At 48.6% G+C, this 13,576-nt stretch carries 14 protein-coding genes; 12 read left to right on the forward strand and 2 right to left on the reverse strand.

Annotation, left to right across the window (positions count from 1 at the left end; translation table 11 throughout):
• Positions 1–6 precede the first annotated feature (6 nt).
• Positions 7–834 carry a carbohydrate ABC transporter permease gene (locus NYE35_RS06340; protein ID WP_036681776.1) on the forward strand — a complete coding sequence of 276 codons (828 nt, stop codon included), beginning with the start codon at positions 7–9 and terminating at the stop codon, positions 832–834.
• 90 nt (positions 835–924) lie between these two features.
• Here the strand turns inward: NYE35_RS06340 and NYE35_RS06345 are convergent, their stop codons facing one another.
• Entirely contained in the window at positions 925–1,926 is a 1,002-nt protein-coding gene (locus NYE35_RS06345; protein WP_036681778.1) for a lipoate--protein ligase, read from the reverse strand.
• A gap of 227 nt (positions 1,927–2,153) precedes the next feature.
• Here NYE35_RS06345 and NYE35_RS06350 point away from each other — a divergent pair, with 227 nt between their 5' ends.
• From NYE35_RS06350 to NYE35_RS06365, 4 genes are all read left to right on the forward strand, one after another.
• The gene (locus NYE35_RS06350) at positions 2,154–3,242 is read left to right on the forward strand and encodes a pyridoxal phosphate-dependent aminotransferase (protein ID WP_340888993.1); all 1,089 of its coding nucleotides are present in this window, start codon (positions 2,154–2,156) and stop codon (positions 3,240–3,242) included.
• Between the two features lie 124 nt (positions 3,243–3,366).
• Positions 3,367–4,104 (forward strand): adenosylcobinamide amidohydrolase, encoded by a 738-nt coding sequence (locus tag NYE35_RS06355; RefSeq protein WP_341120432.1) that lies wholly within the window; start codon positions 3,367–3,369, stop codon positions 4,102–4,104.
• A 49-nt stretch (positions 4,105–4,153) separates the two neighbouring features.
• On the forward strand, positions 4,154–5,113 hold the full coding sequence (gene cbiB, locus NYE35_RS06360) for an adenosylcobinamide-phosphate synthase CbiB (RefSeq protein ID WP_036681783.1): 960 nt from the start codon (positions 4,154–4,156) through the stop codon (positions 5,111–5,113).
• An 8-nt stretch (positions 5,114–5,121) separates the two neighbouring features.
• Entirely contained in the window at positions 5,122–5,802 is a 681-nt protein-coding gene (locus tag NYE35_RS06365; RefSeq protein ID WP_341120434.1) for a histidine phosphatase family protein, read from the forward strand.
• Positions 5,803–5,901: 99 nt separating this feature from the next.
• Here the strand turns inward: NYE35_RS06365 and catA are convergent, their stop codons facing one another.
• On the reverse strand, positions 5,902–6,561 hold the full coding sequence (gene catA, locus NYE35_RS06370; protein WP_076272036.1) for a type A chloramphenicol O-acetyltransferase: 660 nt from the start codon (positions 6,559–6,561) through the stop codon (positions 5,902–5,904).
• Positions 6,562–6,704: 143 nt separating this feature from the next.
• Between catA and NYE35_RS06375 the strand changes: the two genes are divergently transcribed.
• From NYE35_RS06375 to cobS, 7 genes are all read left to right on the forward strand, one after another.
• Positions 6,705–7,241 carry an AAA family ATPase gene (locus NYE35_RS06375; protein WP_036681786.1) on the forward strand — a complete coding sequence of 179 codons (537 nt, stop codon included), beginning with the start codon at positions 6,705–6,707 and terminating at the stop codon, positions 7,239–7,241.
• 124 nt (positions 7,242–7,365) lie between these two features.
• A complete protein-coding gene (gene pdxR / locus NYE35_RS06380) occupies positions 7,366–8,817 on the forward strand; it encodes a MocR-like pyridoxine biosynthesis transcription factor PdxR (protein WP_339211524.1) in 1,452 nt (483 codons plus the stop codon).
• 13 nt (positions 8,818–8,830) lie between these two features.
• Positions 8,831–9,763 carry a D-alanine--D-alanine ligase gene (locus NYE35_RS06385; RefSeq protein ID WP_076224705.1) on the forward strand — a complete coding sequence of 311 codons (933 nt, stop codon included), beginning with the start codon at positions 8,831–8,833 and terminating at the stop codon, positions 9,761–9,763.
• Complete coding sequence (locus NYE35_RS06390) at positions 9,756–10,919, forward strand: aminotransferase class I/II-fold pyridoxal phosphate-dependent enzyme (RefSeq protein ID WP_036681793.1); 1,164 nt, start codon at positions 9,756–9,758, stop codon at positions 10,917–10,919. Before NYE35_RS06385 ends, NYE35_RS06390 begins: the two co-directional genes overlap by 8 nt.
• Before the next feature lie 95 nt (positions 10,920–11,014).
• Positions 11,015–12,076 (forward strand): nicotinate-nucleotide--dimethylbenzimidazole phosphoribosyltransferase, encoded by a 1,062-nt coding sequence (gene cobT, locus NYE35_RS06395; RefSeq protein WP_076104822.1) that lies wholly within the window; start codon positions 11,015–11,017, stop codon positions 12,074–12,076.
• The gene (cobU, locus tag NYE35_RS06400; RefSeq protein ID WP_076224707.1) at positions 12,073–12,621 is read left to right on the forward strand and encodes a bifunctional adenosylcobinamide kinase/adenosylcobinamide-phosphate guanylyltransferase; all 549 of its coding nucleotides are present in this window, start codon (positions 12,073–12,075) and stop codon (positions 12,619–12,621) included. Before cobT ends, cobU begins: the two co-directional genes overlap by 4 nt.
• Positions 12,618–13,433, forward strand: coding sequence for an adenosylcobinamide-GDP ribazoletransferase (gene cobS, locus NYE35_RS06405; RefSeq protein WP_076137511.1), 816 nt, complete (start codon positions 12,618–12,620; stop codon positions 13,431–13,433). The genes cobU and cobS overlap by 4 nt, the downstream gene beginning before the upstream one ends.
• Positions 13,434–13,576: the final 143 nt, after the last annotated feature.

The raw sequence follows: 13,576 nt of genomic DNA on the forward strand, positions 1-13,576 counted from the left end.
AACGTTATGAAAAAAGTGAGAGCATTGCTCATACAGCTTCCCTTATGGATTTATTTTATCATTTCCATCTATCCGCTATTATGGATGATTTCTTATTCTCTGAAAAATAATGATGAGATTTTTGTCACCAACCCTTTCGGATTTCCGACTAATTTCCGGATTGAAAACTATGTGGCCGCTTGGTCACAGTTCAATATACCGCGATATTTTACGAATAGCTTGGTAGTCTCTACGATTTCAACGCTACTTATTATCATATTATCGCTGATGTTCTCATTCGCAATTTCCCGGCTGCGGTGGAGATTCCGTGAAGGGGTCAGATTGTATATGACGATCGGAATGTTCATGCCGCTGCAGGTAATTATGATTCCACTTGCCATACTCGTACGGGATTTACATCTGACTAATACCTACGGTGGGCTGATTGTTCCTTATGTCGCCATTGGATTGCCGTTCTCTTGTCTGGTATTCTACGGCTTTATGAAGGGTATCCCTGGGGAGCTGGAGGAATCCGCTTGTATGGACGGCGCGAATGTATACCGGATGTTTCTGCAGATTATTGTGCCGGTTGTAACGCCAGCTGTCGCAACAGTAGCCATTTTTCAATTTCTGAACAACTGGAATGAATTTTTGCTGGCTTATATTCTGATCTCTGATGAGGGGATGAAAACACTGCCGCTGGGTCTATTGTTCTTCCAAGGCCAATACAGCACAGACTGGGGTGGCATGGGGGCGGTTATGACGATGGCGAGTCTGCCAATGGTTATTGTCTATTTGTTCTTTAGTGAGCAGGTGGAACGGGCAATGACAGTTGGATCTGCTGTAAAAGGATAAAGCGAAGAGTATTAATTCATGCAAAAGAGGACTTCTGGCGAATGCGCAGGAGTCCTCTTTTTGATTCAAATCATGACCAGTGAATTCATCCTATTCCTCTAGGAAGACCAATCCGATAAAATCCTCCGGCTCAATACGACCGAAATAATGCTTCAAATCGAGATCAGCTAATGCTTCTCTAACCTCAGCCTCGTCATAACGTTTGCCACGAAGTGCATTTTCAACATCTACTACGTCACCGACTCCGAAGAAGTCACCATAGATTTTGATGTCTTTAATGAGGGAATCTTCAATATCCATCCGAATATCAATAATTCCGGCAGGGAATTTGCGCGTGTGCTTAACGTTGCTTTTTGGTGACAGACCGTAGTTCCAGTCCCAGTTCTGGTAGTGCTCCTTGGAGATCTCGTTAATTTTGTCCCAGTCGGCTTGTTGCAGCTTGTACTGAGGAACCTCAGAAGAATCCATGCCAAAGATCGAACGCAGCAGGCCGGCGCGGAACTCCTCGATCGTCATATCTGTACCCAGCAGCTCTTTGATATTCGCTACACGACTGCGTACGGATTTGGTGCTCTTTGATTTAAACTTCTCTGGATTCACTTTTAGAGAGGCTTGTACATCATCTAAATTAAGATTGAACATCAAGGTACCATGGCTGAACATACGTCCGCGTGTGGAGAACTGAGCGTTACCGGAAATCTTTTGCTCACCAACTTGCAGATCATTCCTTCCGCTTAGCTCGGCGTTAACGCCCATGCTTTGCAGGTAATCGATGACCGGTTGGGTGAATTTCAAAAAGTTATGAAAGGATTGGCCGTCATCCTTGGTAATAAAGCTGAAGTTCAAATTTCCAAGATCGTGATAAACAGCTCCACCGCCGGATAGACGACGTACGACCTGAATATTATTATCTTTTACATACTCTTGGTTAATTTCTTCGATAGTATTCTGATGTTTCCCGATGATGATGGATGGGCTGTTGATATAAAAAAGCAGGTAACTCTCGTCCATCGGCAAGTGCTTCAGCGCATATTCCTCAATCGCCAAATTGATGGATGCGTCAGTAATCCCTGTGTTATCAATAAAAAGCATAGTGAATTCCTCCGTCGCAGCAAAATTGATTACAACCTTCATTTTAAACCAAAAGCGGTTTTTTAACAAAAGAGATCACATCTTTGAGATTCATGTCGGTTTGGGGGAAGCAGGGGATTTAGCTGGTTCCTTCTGCGAAAGCATTGACGTTCTTCCGGCAAAGAGTCAATAATGGTGGCAATGACATACATATCGTGCTAGAGAAAGTAGATAGAGGGAGTGTAATTATGCTTGAAAAATATGGACATGGCGGTGATTTGCTGACGGCAGCGGAGCTCTATGGAGAAGCTGGGGGCACATTTCTCGACTATAGTGCCAACATCAATCCACTCGGTCCTCCACCGGAAGTTTTGGAGCTGCTTAGAACAGCACTGTCAACGGTGGTTACATATCCGGACCCTGGACACCGACGCTTTAAACAACTACTGGCGGAAAATCTTGGCGTAGATAGTGGCTGGTTAACCGTGGGTAACGGAGCAGCGGAATCTATGGCTTTGCTGCTGTTGGCGATAGCTCCGCAAAAGGTTGGCATCGTGGAACCTTGTTTCTCTGAGTATAGGCAGCTTTCCGGGCAATTTGGTGCTGAAGTATTGTCGGTCCAGGGGACTAGGGAACAGCATTTTCGCGCTGGAGTGGAGGAGATTGCCGGGCTGCTGGAACAGGTGGAGCTGTTATTTCTCGGACAGCCGAATAATCCCAATGGAGTTCAGTATGCTGTGGATGAACTGCGCTTGTTAGCGCAGAAGGCTGAAAGCTGCGGGACTTATTTGGCTGTGGATGAAGCTTTTATTGACTTTATCCCGGAGTCAGAGCGAAATACACTCCTGCCGGAGCTGGAGCAGTTTCCGCATACGGTTCTGGTGCGGTCGATGACGAAGTTTTATGCGATTCCCGGACTGCGTCTCGGGTTTGCGATTTCGCATCCGAAGCTGGCGAAGGCGATGAGCGGAAAGCAGGTCACCTGGAGTGTGAACGGCTTGGCGCTGCTGGCAGGGGAAGCCTGCCTTACAAGCGGACGTGACTATGAACAGCGCACGCGTGAGCTTATTGCAGCAGAACGCGAAACGCTGCGGCAGGGTCTAGTGCAGCTGGGTTGCGATGTCCCACCGGGAGAAGCCAATTTTCTGCTCTGTGGCTTGCCGTCACCGTGGAGTGCGGCTGAGCTGCAGACTAGGCTTGGCCGCGTAGGTATACTTGTGCGCAGCTGCGCTATGTATGCAGGGTTAGGTTCAGGGCATATTCGAGTTGCTGTTAAGGGACATGAGGATAATGCCCGCCTTTTGCTGCAGATGGCGGAGATTCTAGCGACTAAGTGACAGGTGCACGTATTCCTTAATGATGTGCGGAGGGAGCTGACAGCGCTATTGGCGGGGCATCCTTTCGAGGATGGTTGTAAGTATTCAATGAAAGAAATGAGCGGTGAAAGGAGCGGGATCGGCTATGGTGGAAGTGGAGATTCCATTTAATCTTGCAGGGGGAATCAGGGAGTATCGTCCGGCCGTCTGGCCAGGGCTTGCTCTGCAGTGGAAGGATAAGCATCTGCTGCTGGAGCTGCCAGCAGCAGCGGATGGTTTATCGAGCGCGTTCTACGGCGGAGGAATGAACCGGCTGCAGCGGGCGGTCAATTTATATGTAGATCGCAATTACGAATGTAGTGATCCTGTCCAGGATATGGAGAATAAGCTGCGCGATTGGGGTTATCCTTTATCCGGCTGTGCCGGTCTGATGACGGCTGTACCGCTAGAGCATGCAGCGGTAGCTGAAGAGGACACGGGTTCAGCGGGGATTTTTGTTTGCGTTACAGCCGCCGCAGGAAATGCTGCGCGCTCAGGCGTGGAACGCAATGTATTGGCTGTGTATCGGCCGGGTACGATTAACATCATGCTCTGCATTGATGGCCGCCTGACACCGGCGGCCATGGTCAATGCTGTGCAGACAGCTGTCGAAGCCAAAGCTGCTGCGCTGGCAGATCTCGGGATTACCGATCCGGAGAATGGCCTAATCGCAACCGGCACAACTACGGATGCTATTGTACTCGCTGTGAGCCAAAGCGGGAGATACAGCGCCGAGCATGTCTACGCCGGAACAGCAACCGATCTCGGAGGCGCTATCGGCCGGCTTGTATATAGCGCTGTGACGGGCAGCCTGCTGTCGGTGCAGGCAAGGAAGGACAGCTAATGACAATGGATAGCTGGAGAAGTAGAAGATTGTTCAGAGGTGATTGCCTGTGACAATCGCTTTGGTGTTGCTTGCGGCTTATGTGATTGACCGGATCGTAGGTGATCCGCGTAACCTGCCTCATCCCGTAATTGGTATGGGCAAAGCAATTACGGCTCTGGAGCGGGCGATCCGTCGTTTATGGTCCCGCCCGCAAAGCCTGCGCAGAGCTGGGGTGTTACTTCCGCTATGTGTGGCGGGCGGTGCTTGGGCACTGACAGCCATCCTGCTATGGCTGCTGTCATATATCTCACCTTGGCTCGTCTGGATAGCCGAGGTTTGGTTGATTTCAACCACGATTGCCTCCAAGGGACTAAAAGATGCAGGAATGGCGGTGTACGTGGAATTGCAGAAGGGTGATCTCCCTGCTGCCCGCAAGGCTTTGGGGATGATCGTGGGACGTGATACGACTTCGCTAGACGCCCCTGAAATTGTCCGTGGAACGGTGGAGACCGTAGCAGAGAATATTGTCGATGCGATTATTTCTCCACTTTTCTACGCGCTGATTGGCGGTGCGCCGCTTGCTATGGCTTATCGGGCGGTCAATACACTCGATTCAATGGTTGGTTATAAGAACGATAAATACCGTGATCTCGGCTGGGCATCTGCCCGGCTCGATGATGTTGCTAATTTCATCCCGGCACGGATTACGGCATTACTTTTGGCTCTATGTGCAGGGATGCTTCGTCTGGATTGGCGTAGTTGCCTGCAAATGGTGAAGCGGGATGCACATCTACATCCAAGCCCTAACAGCGGTTATCCAGAATCAGCTGTGGCTGGCGCACTTGGCATCCGACTCGGAGGCGAAAATGTGTATCATGGCGTCGCTTCTTTTCGGGCTTATATGGGTGATCCGGTACGTACGATGGAACCAAATGATATTATCCAGACCTCGCGGATGATGATGCTCTGCTCTTCAATATTTGTAGGTCTATGCGCGGTTGCGGCATGGATATGGATTGGAGGCTGAGCGTCGGTATGGCAATTCCCTCTATAGAGCTTGAGCTGGTGCTTATCCGACACGGGCAGACGAAATGGAATGTTGAGCATCGTTACCTGGGACATACGGATATTCCATTGCTTCCTGACGCAAGTGAGCGGCTATCCCAACTTCAGCAGCAGAGCTGCATGCAGACTGAGTTATCAGGTGGTTTTTGGCGTGTGTTCTGTAGCGATTTGCTAAGATGTCGGGAGACCTTGGCTTTCGTAGCACCTTCACTAGAGCAGGACGCTGTTTACGATCAGCGGCTTCGTGAAATGAACTTCGGAGCTTGGGAAGGCTGCACCTATGAGCAGTTGAAAGATAACTCTCTATATAGAAGTTGGATTGATGATCCTTCAAAGGTTACACCGCCAGAAGGAGAATCATGGACAGAATTCGATGCACGGTTGCGTAGTTTCCTGTTGGATCTAGGTCAAGCTGCTGCGGCTGCATTTGGATGCTGTGCTATCAAGGAGAAAAAAAGTGAGGTTACATCGAATAGAGTATTGGTAGTGACGCATGGGGGTGTAATCAGGAATTTACTTGCACAGTTAGTTCCTGGTCTCACATTCTACAGTGCAGTGGCTCCTTCTCCAGGGAATGTAATGGTACTAAAAATACTCTGGCAGCATGGACAATGGTCAGCTGATAAAGCTGATATTGTGGAAAAAGGATGATTACATGGAAATAAGGGTTCCACATCATTAGGAAAACCTAATAGGTGGAACCCTTTATGTTTGAACTATCGTTCGCAGTCAGCAGAATAACGTGGTTAATTAGAGGTTAGGTAACCATTCCTTATAGGTATCTGCACGTGATTGTAATTCATTATACAGCATGCTGGCATGGTAACCGTCGCACACGGCATGGTGGAATTGCCCCGAGATGGGTAATAGTATTTTTTTGTCTTGCTGAAAATATTTCCCTATCGTAAAGATGGGAAGTAGGTATGTTCCTTCGTTATACACGTTCAGGTTAAAGCTCGTGAAGCTGACCCACGGAATGCTGGAAATAGGGAAGGTGTTCGGTGGTTCGTTTGCTTTAGCGATAAATTGTTTCACGCTTCCGTACATTTTCATATCATCCAGATAACGGTTATAGAAATCATTAAACTGTTCACCGTACGAAGTCCAGATGCTTGAGAAAGTTTTATCATCATCATGGAAAATTGTAAAACTAGGTGACAAGCTATCCCAATAACCTAATCTACCTTCAGAATCAAAACATGTGCGGAATTCACTATGACGGTTCACCACCGTAGTTATCATGTGGATTAGTGCTGGGTACAGCTTAATCCCCTTATGCTTAAGCTCTGACAGTAGAAGGGTGATATCAATATTTACGGTCATGCTATAGGTGCATCTGACATTGTTTAAATAATGTTCAAAATAGGGTTTTCTACTCCAGTTATCAATGACAATCGGGTTAAAAATCATTTATTATGACCTCCTAAAATTATTTCGTTTTTCATTTTTAGGAGGTCTGCTGGACTGATTTCACCATATCCTTATCACTATCCCTTGAGAAAGTATTTTGTAACGATGAGTATACCATCAATTGGAAGGGAGATGCATTTATAATGCTGAGCGAAAAGTTAGTTATTGAAAAATTGCTTCAGCAAAAGCGTACGAGTGTTGCTTCCATCGTAGTGATGATGTGCGGTGTAGCGGGGTCGGGTAAAACAACTTTTGCTAAAAAGCTGGAGAAAGAGGGATTCGCCAGACTTTCGATAGATGAAGATATTTGGGCCACGCACGGCCGTTTCGGGGTGGATTATCCAGAGCAGAATTATGAGTTCTATAAAGAAGAGTCGGAGATAAAACTACGGGGGGAGCTGGTGAATCTGCTTCAGGCAAAACATCATGTTGTCATCGATTTCAGCTTCTGGCAACGTCAGAGACGGAACGATTACAAGCAACTTATTGAGGATTATGCTGGCGTGTGGGAACTGATTCACTTAAAGGTTCAGCCGGATGAATTACGTCAGAGACTGCTTATCCGGAGTGAACGTTTTGACGCCAATGCCGCATTTCCGATTACTGAGGACATATTAACCCGGTTTTTAAATGGTTTTGAGATCCCTGCTGGAGAAGGGGAGCTTGTGATCGAAGCATAGATCTGTAACTTGATTTTTGGGCATTTGTCCCCTCATAGAACCACAGCCGGATTAAAATCCCATGGCTGTGGTTCTTTTTTTAAGCGAGTGATTGTGCCATGATAGTCATGGGGGCGATTGAGAGATGTTTAAGGATTTTAAGCTCATAGCCGGACGGCCGGTGTATATACAAATTAAAGACTATATGAAGCACTTAATCATAAAAGGCGGTCTGCAAGGCAATCAAAAGCTGCCCTCCACACGAGAGCTCAGCACATTGCTTAAGGTTAGCCGCAACTCCGTAATCTCTGCTTATGCAGGGCTTGAGGATGATGGCTTTGCTTATGCCGTGCAAGGGCAAGGAAGTTATGTTGCAGCTACGCCGCCCGGCAGTGAAACGATCTCTTCCTGGACGATGGACTGGAAGTCACGTCTCAATGATCACGCGGTGCTGGCAGAGGAACTGGATATCATGAAGCGCGGGATTCGAGCGGAGAAGGGGACGATCTCCTTCACCAGCATAGCGCCTGATGAGAGTCTTTTTGATCTGGATAATGTGAAGAGATCCTTTATGGATCGGATGTCGGTAGAAGGCAACGTTCTGCTAAATTACGGCTATGCCAAAGGGTATAGACCTTTAATAGACTATTTGAAGCAGTATATGGAGCACAAGGGCGTTGAAATGAGGGGCAAGGATATATTGATCACCAATGGTTTTACAGAGGGGTTCGATATTGTATTGTCTGCTCTGAGTAAAAAAAATGGTTCGGTCATTTGTGAGAATCCGACGCATCATACAGCGATCAAAAATTTGAAGCTGAACGGTTTTGAGATCACCGGGATTTCGATGGAGCGTGATGGGATTGATTTGGCGGAGCTGGAGAAAGCATTGCAACAGCAAGCTTTTGACTGTGCATACTTCGTCCCTTCTTATCATAATCCGACCGGAATTGTAATGTCTCCAGAGAAAAGACAGCGGCTAATGAAGTTGATGAATCGCTACCAAGTCCCGGTGATTGAAGATGGTTTTAACGAGGAATTACGATATTCGGGCTCACATGTGGCTCCACTTATCGCAGCAGCAGGCAGCGGCAACAGCGTGATTTATCTCGGCAGCTTCTCCAAGGTATTATTTCCGGGACTACGTGTAGGTTGGGTGCTGGCGGATCAGGAGTTGATTAATTCCCTCGAAAGCGTCAAGCGCGCCCGTACCATTCATACCTCGACGCTGGATCAATCCATTTTATATCAGTATTTATTGGGTGGCCATTTAGAGAAATATTTGAAAAAAGCCAGAGCGGAATACAAACGAAAGTATGAATTAACCCTGCAATGCTGCAAGGATTTTATTCCTTATACGGCGCTGTCAGGGGACGGTGGCCTGCATCTTTTTGTAACCTTCGCGGAGGGCTTTAATACAAGGACGCTGTTGGCGGCCTGTCATGAGCAAGGGGTTATTTTTACAGCAGGAGATATATTCTTCACAGACGGTAAAGGGCAAAATACGATACGGATCGGTTTCTCCAGAGTGACGGATGAGGATATCCGCAAGGGGATCGAGGTTATTGGCAGAACAGCTCGACAACTAATGGGATAAAGAGGTGCTTGAGATGAAAGTAGGCGTAATTATGGGCGGGGTATCCTCAGAGTATGAGGTATCCATGAATAGCGGTAGAGAAATATTGAAGAATCTAGACCCCAATAAATATGAAATTATTCCAATTGTGATCACCAAGCGTGAGGAGCTTATTGAGCAGGCAAAAGGGATCGATATCGCACTGCTTGCACTTCATGGAGCTTACGGCGAGGATGGTACGGTTCAGGGAACGCTGGAGACGATGGGGATTCCGTATACGGGCAGCGGGGTTTTGTCTAGCAGCATTTGCATGGATAAAGATCTCTCCAAAAAGCTTATGCGCTGCGCAGGCGTCAACACAGCAGATTGGCTATGCTGGGACAGCATGAAGGATTATTCGGCTGAAGCGGTGGAACGGCTCGGATATCCGGTTATGGTGAAGCCATGTTCAGGCGGCTCGAGTATCGGAATGGAAAAAGTGAGCAGCAGCGAGGAGCTGTTGTGCGCAGTGCAGAAGGCTTTTGCCTGTGATCAGGCGATTTTGATTGAAAGCTACATTCAAGGCCAAGAAATCACCTGTTCTATTCTAAACGGAGAGCTGCTGCCTATTCTGGGAATTACCTCAGCAAATGCCGAGTGGTTCGATTACAGTGCTAAGTACGAAGAAGGCGGAGCAGATGAACGGGTCATTGAATTGCCTACTGAAGTGCATGAGCGGGTACGCGAGGCTGCCTTGAGCTGTTATAAAGCACTAAAATGTAGCGTGTATGCACGGGTTGATATGCTGCTTAAAGAGGGTATTCCTTATGTGCTGGAGGTGAATACGTTACCAGGCATGACGAAGGCCAGTCTTTTACCCAAAAGCGCGCAAGCGGCAGGCTACACCTTCAGCGGACTACTGGACGAAATCATCTCCCTTTCCCTAACGGAAAAGAGTGCAAAAGAAGAGGTGTACAGCCATGCATAATGAATGGATTGCTCCACGAGTGCGGGAGATTGCGCCATCGGGGATTCGGGCTTTTTTTGACCTAAGTACGGGGAATCAGGATATTATATCGCTGGGTGTAGGGGAACCAGATTTCGTTACACCGGAGCATGTAAGAGCTGCCTGTATTCGTGCCTTGAACAATGGGGAAACGATGTATACGCCAAATTCCGGTTTACTGGAGCTTAGAGAGGAGATCGCTTCTTATCTGCACACAAGTTTCAAGCTTCGCTATGAGCCAAACGATGAGATTATGGTTACGGTGGGAAGCAGCGAGGCTGTGGACTTGGCATTACGAGCTTTCATTACACCTGGGGATGAGATTATCGTCCCTTCTCCGAGCTATATCGCATATTCGCCGATTACCCATTTGAACGGGGGGGTTACGGTGGAGGTAGAATCTTCGGCCGAGCAGGGGTTTAAGCTTACTGCTGAAGCGTTACGGAAGGTGATTACCCCGCGTTCCAAGCTTCTTATGGTGAATTTTCCGACTAATCCTACAGGTGCAGTAATGACTTATGAAGACTGGCTGCCTATTGCACAGATTGTAAAAGAGAATAACCTACTGGTCATTTCAGATGAAATTTATGCCGAGCTTACGTATGACAGTCAGCATGTCAGCATCGCCTCTCTTCCCGGGATGCTGGAAAGGACGATTGTGATTAGCGGCTTCTCCAAAGCTTTTGCAATGACTGGCTGGAGAGTTGGTTATGCTTGTGGCGATCGAGAATTAATTGCTGCGATGCTAAAAATCCATCAATACACTGCGATGTGTGCCCCGGTGCTCGGTCAAATTGCTGCGATTGAATCATTGCGCAACGGAATGCAGCATAAGGAACACATGAAGCAATGCTTCGATGAGCGGAGAAAGCTGCTGGTTAGTGGATTTCGATCCATCGGACTACCTTGCCACGAACCGGCGGGCGCTTTTTATGCCTTTCCTTCCATCGCTCATACCGGAATGAAATCAGAAGACTTCGCTTTGCAGCTGCTCAGGGAGGTCGGTGTCGCTGCGGTTCCGGGTCATGTGTTTGGAGCAGGCGGAGAGGGGTATATCCGCTGCTCCTATGCCGCTTCCTTACAAAAATTGACGGAGGCGCTGGAGAGAATCGAAGATTTTATGAAAGTGAAGTTGTAATTCTAGAAGTCCCCCTCTATCATAGATGGGGGCTTTTCTGCGAATATGAGATAGAATAGGTTATACGGATACATTTAATAGGAGGTCGTAATTATATGCTTTCAGATATTCAAGACGTAATTAAACAAATCATTCCGGCTGATGATCAGTCCATCCTCAAGGCGGAGCATCGGCTGAACATTCTGACCAAACCTCCGGGCAGTTTGGGACAATTGGAACCTCTAGCTGTTAAGCTCGCTGGAATTTCGGGTACGGAGCAGCCTAGTTTCACCAAACGAACAGTTGTTGTGATGGCTGCTGATCATGGGGTGTGCTGCGAAGGGGTGAGCGCATTTCCACAGGAAGTCACGCTGCAGATGGCCCATAACTTTCTCAGCGGTGGAGCGGCTGTAAATGTATTGGCACGTCAAGCTGGGGCAGAGGTACAGTTTGTTGATGTTGGCATAAACGGCGATCTTAGTCATGTCGATCTGATTGATCGTAAAGTGCGCCGGGGAACGGATAACATGGCTGTGGGACCTGCGATGAGTCGTGAGGATGCCATGAATGCTCTTCTTGTTGGGATAAGAGTTGCGCAGGAAGCGGTTAAGAACGGAACGGAGATTTTTATAACAGGCGAAATGGGCATTGGGAATACTACGGCTAGTGCTGCCATTCTATGTGCTCTCAAAGGAATAGCCCCTGAAGTAGCTGTGGGACGAGGAACGGGAATTGATGATGAACGTTTACTACATAAAATTGCAGTGGTGGAACGCGCCTTAAAGGTAAATCAACCGAATTCAGCAGATCCGTTGGATGTATTATCTAAAGTTGGCGGACTGGAAATCGCTGGCTTGGCGGGACTGATTCTTGGTGCGGCTGCTAATCGGACACCTATCATTTTGGATGGTTTTATTTCGGGGGCGGCAGCGCTTGTGGCAAAAGCCCTTGCACCTGAATCCATCGCTTATATGATAGCCTCTCATGTATCAGGAGAACGGGGTCATAAGCTAATGCTGGAGCAGCTTGGACTTGAACCGCTGCTTAATCTCGGTCTGCGATTGGGTGAGGGAACAGGGGGAGTATTATGCCTTCATTTAATCGAGGCGATCTGCCGCATTTTGAGCGAAATGGCAACCTTTGAAAGTGCAGGCATCTCTGGAGCTGGTCAACGATGAGCATTCTTGTAACGGGAGGCGCACGTAGCGGTAAAAGTGGTTTTGCAGAAAAATTGATGCATTCACTGGCAGATCAGGCCTTCTATGTAGCAACCGGACAGGCTTTTGACGACGAAATGAAGGAACGGATTGCTCTGCATCAGCATCAACGAATGGAAAGTGGTTACGCTTGGGAGACGCTTGAGGAACCGTATGATTTACCAGATCTGCTAAAGCGATTATCGGGTGAAAAAGCGGTGCTCGTAGATTGTTTAACCTTATGGTTATCCAATGCATTATTGGCCGTGGAAGGTTTTGAAAATAGGCAAGAGCTTGTTGAGAGTGAGATAGCAAGACTTGAAGACAGTGTGCGTTCTTTTCAAGGGACGCTTATTCTGGTCACTAATGAGGTTGGCGACGGGATTGTTCCGGAGTATGCGCTTGGCCGATTGTATCGTGATCTGGCGGGACGAATGAACGCCCTGATCGCTCGGCAATGCGAACAGGTCTTTCTAGTAACTGTTGGAATTCCGATTGAGCTTAAGAGCAGGGAGTATCGTTTATGAGGGAGCGCAGGGATGCGGCCGTAGCTGCCTTTCAGTTCTTATCCCGATTTCCTGTAAAAGGTGATCCGGGATTCTCTCCTGAACTGCTGCGCCGCAGTGTAATCTTCTATCCCATGGTAGGCGCAGCAATTGGGCTGTGTGTAGCTGCTGGAGCAGCCCTGACGGGATTGCTTTTACCTGCTTGGCCAGCTGCTGTGCTCACTCTGATTCTGTGGGTAGGCCTCACTGGCGGGTTGCATCTTGATGGCTGGATGGACAGCGCAGATGGTCTGCTCAGCTATCGGCCACGGGAGCGGGCCCTGGAGATTATGAAGGACAGCCGTGTGGGTGCGATGGGCGTACTCGCCTGCGTGCTGCTCCTGCTGTTTAAAGCTTCTTTGCTGGCAGCTCTAATCGAAGGCTACGCCTACTACGAGCTGCCGCTGCTCTTGGTACCAGCGGTCTGGAGCCGCTGGTATATGGTGCGGGCAATGGTGCGTTATCCCATTGCCCGTGGAGACGAGGGGCTGGCCGCGAACTTCGCCGGCCTAGCTTCCTCGCATGAGCGGCGCGCGCTGGCAGTCGCCGCGCTGCTCTCGCTGGCCGCCGCCGCTGCGCCACTGGCGCTCGGCGCTGGCTTAGCCGCGTGGCCGCTGCATCTGGCGGCAGCTCTGCTGCTGCCGGTCGCGGCCTTGGCCTGCGGCACCGCAGCTGCGCGGCGGATCAGCAGCCGGCTCGGCGGGCTCACCGGCGACGTGTACGGCGCGCTGAACGAGCTGCTGGAGGTTGTGCTTCTGCTAGTGTTATTGCTGCTCCAGCACAATTTAATGTAAGCTCTACGGATGAACCTTGAGTAATTTGCTGTAGGTAGCTCTACGGGTGAACCTTGAGTAATTTGCTGTAGGTAGCCCCACGGATGAACCTTGAGTACAATTTGTTATGAGTAACCTTTGCGTTTTTAGGAGATTGACAGGGA

The organism is Paenibacillus sp. FSL L8-0494 (genome assembly GCF_038003695.1).
Taxonomy (GTDB): domain Bacteria; phylum Bacillota; class Bacilli; order Paenibacillales; family Paenibacillaceae; genus Paenibacillus_AQ; species Paenibacillus_AQ odorifer.

Bases quoted from the DNA above. Each gene is read 5' to 3' on its own strand.
- NYE35_RS06365 (WP_341120434.1), top strand. From the start codon at position 5,122: ATGGCAATTCCCTCTATAGAGCTTGAGCTGGTGCTTATCCGACACGGG.
- NYE35_RS06340 (WP_036681776.1), top strand. From the start codon at position 7: ATGAAAAAAGTGAGAGCATTGCTCATACAGCTTCCCTTATGGATTTAT.
- cobU (WP_076224707.1), top strand. From the start codon at position 12,073: ATGAGCATTCTTGTAACGGGAGGCGCACGTAGCGGTAAAAGTGGTTTT.
- NYE35_RS06355 (WP_341120432.1), top strand. From the start codon at position 3,367: ATGGTGGAAGTGGAGATTCCATTTAATCTTGCAGGGGGAATCAGGGAG.
- cobS (WP_076137511.1), top strand. From the start codon at position 12,618: ATGAGGGAGCGCAGGGATGCGGCCGTAGCTGCCTTTCAGTTCTTATCC.
- NYE35_RS06345 (WP_036681778.1), bottom strand. From the start codon at position 1,926: ATGCTTTTTATTGATAACACAGGGATTACTGACGCATCCATCAATTTG.
- pdxR (WP_339211524.1), top strand. From the start codon at position 7,366: ATGTTTAAGGATTTTAAGCTCATAGCCGGACGGCCGGTGTATATACAA.
- NYE35_RS06385 (WP_076224705.1), top strand. From the start codon at position 8,831: ATGAAAGTAGGCGTAATTATGGGCGGGGTATCCTCAGAGTATGAGGTA.
- NYE35_RS06350 (WP_340888993.1), top strand. From the start codon at position 2,154: ATGCTTGAAAAATATGGACATGGCGGTGATTTGCTGACGGCAGCGGAG.
- cobT (WP_076104822.1), top strand. From the start codon at position 11,015: ATGCTTTCAGATATTCAAGACGTAATTAAACAAATCATTCCGGCTGAT.
- NYE35_RS06390 (WP_036681793.1), top strand. From the start codon at position 9,756: ATGCATAATGAATGGATTGCTCCACGAGTGCGGGAGATTGCGCCATCG.
- NYE35_RS06375 (WP_036681786.1), top strand. From the start codon at position 6,705: ATGCTGAGCGAAAAGTTAGTTATTGAAAAATTGCTTCAGCAAAAGCGT.
- catA (WP_076272036.1), bottom strand. From the start codon at position 6,561: ATGATTTTTAACCCGATTGTCATTGATAACTGGAGTAGAAAACCCTAT.